The organism is Acinetobacter sp. A3 (genome assembly GCF_012371415.1).
In the GTDB taxonomy this organism is placed as follows: domain Bacteria; phylum Pseudomonadota; class Gammaproteobacteria; order Pseudomonadales; family Moraxellaceae; genus Acinetobacter.
The window spans coordinates 1-2,418 of record NZ_JAAZQW010000079.1 but is presented as its reverse complement, the minus strand read 5'-3'; the positions used below and the strand labels follow the sequence as shown (position 1 = coordinate 2,418).

4 protein-coding genes and 1 pseudogene are annotated in these 2,418 nt (G+C 36.7%); 1 reads left to right on the top strand and 4 read right to left on the bottom strand.

Translation table 11 applies throughout. The annotated features are described in order from the left end of the window. From tnpB to HHA42_RS13230, 3 genes are all read right to left on the bottom strand, one after another. Nucleotides 1-144: IS66 family insertion sequence element accessory protein TnpB (gene tnpB / locus HHA42_RS13635; RefSeq protein WP_168526849.1), on the bottom strand; the 144-nt coding region annotated here is incomplete at its 3' end. Further along, nucleotides 141-524: a transposase gene (locus tag HHA42_RS13235; protein WP_001055589.1), complete on the bottom strand. Its 384-nt coding sequence runs from the start codon at nt 522-524 to the stop codon at nt 141-143. The genes HHA42_RS13235 and tnpB, both read right to left, overlap by 4 nt. 21 nt (nt 525-545) lie before the next feature. Next, the gene (locus tag HHA42_RS13230; RefSeq protein WP_168526847.1) at nt 546-878 is read right to left on the bottom strand and encodes a hypothetical protein; all 333 of its coding nucleotides are present in this window, start codon (nt 876-878) and stop codon (nt 546-548) included. Between the two features lie 46 nt (nt 879-924). Here HHA42_RS13230 and HHA42_RS13225 point away from each other — a divergent pair, with 46 nt between their 5' ends. Further along, nucleotides 925-1,608, top strand: coding sequence for a metallophosphoesterase (locus HHA42_RS13225; RefSeq protein ID WP_168526845.1), 684 nt, complete (start codon nt 925-927; stop codon nt 1,606-1,608). A gap of 291 nt (nt 1,609-1,899) precedes the next feature. Here the strand turns inward: HHA42_RS13225 and HHA42_RS13220 are convergent. Beyond that, a pseudogene (locus HHA42_RS13220) lies at nt 1,900-2,290 on the bottom strand (transposase domain-containing protein); the annotation flags it as partial. Nucleotides 2,291-2,418: the final 128 nt, after the last annotated feature.

Below are 2,418 nucleotides of genomic sequence, written 5' to 3'. Positions count from 1 at the left end.
ATGGCCACGTTTATTACAGAACAGGTAAGCACAATGCGGTTTGATGTAGCCAAAGGCTCTCACCACCTGAGCCATGGTCGTATCCATACCTGCACGCATGTCCATGGGCTGAGTAGACAACCAGATTTCATCAATGCGGATCATGTTGCAAGTGCCTTGAGTAATTCTGCCAAGGCAGGTATTTCTGATGTCTGCCATTTTAGCTGAATATCATTATTCGTATGAGGCACGGTGATACACAACGTGATCCTCTCATCAATAGGTTGGCTGATTGCAGCAGTGTAAGGCAAAGCAATAAATGCTGGATTCACATGAGTAGGATCCTGCACGGCACCCTCATGATGGCTGAAGATCCTGATCCAACGACTGACAAGGTTGGCATTAATACTATGTTGCAGTGCGACCGAAGCGATCGAGGTATTAGGATTTTTACAGGCATTGACAATACTGAGTTTGAATTCTTTGCTGTATGTTCTGCGTTTTTTAGCAACAGGAGGTGTTGCTGAATATATATCCATGTTCATGGATTAAGTCCCCACTTGTTTTTAGGTGGGAACTAAATTAAGGCTTATAGGATCGCTTGGTAAGGCTGTGTTAGCCGGATGCTTACGATCATTTTCTAATTTATTCTTTAAAAATGCCGGCATGATAAGATGAATTTTATTGCAATTTATTTGTAGATTGCTAAGTTCATCACAGGACTCCAAGATGACAATATGGATTTTATTTTCAGTCTTTCTTGGGATTTGTTCTAAAGTTTTAACTGTAAATAATATAGGGTTTAGTCCATCTTCAAATGGCTTATAAAAATCAAGTGAAATTTTATTATTTGTATAAATAATAATATCTTGCAATGTATTAGAAGCTGTATGGGTCATGTTCTATAATGGTAATCAAAATTTGTAAAAAGGTTTTATTCATAGCATGAATGATGTAATAAAGATACTTGTAAACAAAAATTATAATTCAGTTTATATCGTTGGAGATCTTCACGGGTCTTATAGTCTTCTAATGCATGAGCTTCATCTAAATAATTTTGATTTTGAAAATGATCTACTGATCTGCACAGGTGATCTCATCGATAGAGGTAATGAAAATTTAGAATGTATTTCATTACTCGATCAAAAATGGTTTTTAACTGTGCGCGGTAATCATGAAGAAATGTGTATTCGAGGGCAGTATGATCCTAAAATGAAAGACATGCATGCAAGGAATGGTGGAGCATGGTTTTATAGACAATTTCAAAAGACGCGACAGAGAATTGTTGATCGTTTAACAAAGTTACCTTTGGTGATTGAAGTTGAGCTGAAACATAAAAAGATTGGTATTGTTCATGCTGACATTGATATTCATGACTGGAATCTCTTTAAGCAAGACCTTTCTAAAGGTGATTATAAAGTTCCAGGTATTACCTCATCATATTCAAATGCACTCTGGGGTAGGGGGCGAATACGTAATTACTCAAATCAATATGATATTGTAGATAATATCGATGAAATCTATTTAGGTCATACGATCGTAAAAGAACATACTCAAATCGACAATTGTCACTATATTGATGTAGGCTCTTCTTTTACGAAGAAGCTATGTATCATTAAAGTCCAATAAAAGAAGGTGTAGTGGGGGAGTAAAGTGGTACTAAAAAGGTTGAATGATCAAAAAAACAACATTTGAATCGTGTATCCTGCTTTGTATCCTGAATTTTCTAAGAAATAATTAATTTATTAAAAACAATAGGGTAGGGAATTGTTTTCGTCCGTCTGGGCCCACCATATAAAACAACCACTTAGGTGTACTAATCCTAAGTGGTTTTTTTGTTTTTAGATTCTGGTAAGCAAATGGTAAGCAGCTTAAATCAACATTATTCTGTAAGCATTCGCTAAACCCCATAGCTATTTTTTAATTTGAGTTGGGTTTCCATCGGTGTGGAAGTAATACTTCAATCTGGGTCACTTTATGTATCGGCAACCTTTTCGGCACATCACTTAATTGGGCATGCGGATCCAGTCCATTCAGCTTTGCTGACTGAATCAGGTGTATGATATTAGCTGCTCGCTGACAACTGCTCATCGAGCCAGCAAATAACTAGTTATTACGTCCCAAGGCCCTGGAACACATCTGATTTTAGATCCCTTATGAAGCAATGCTTCTTATGTTGATTGGTAAGTTACCATCAACCAGATAGCGGCCAGAGTGCTTGCCAGTTTTTTAGGCTGTAGTTGATCCTCAGAGCGGTTAGGGAATCCGATAGCAGCGTCAGATGGTGTTAGTTGAGCCATTAATATAGTCTCGATTTGAGGTATTCATTAAAGCGTTCAACTTTACCTTTGGTCTGTACATAAGACTTCCGTCATAAATCAAAAAACGTACAATTTATTTGATCTTAAATTAATCAGCAAAATTATTTAATTCAAGAGA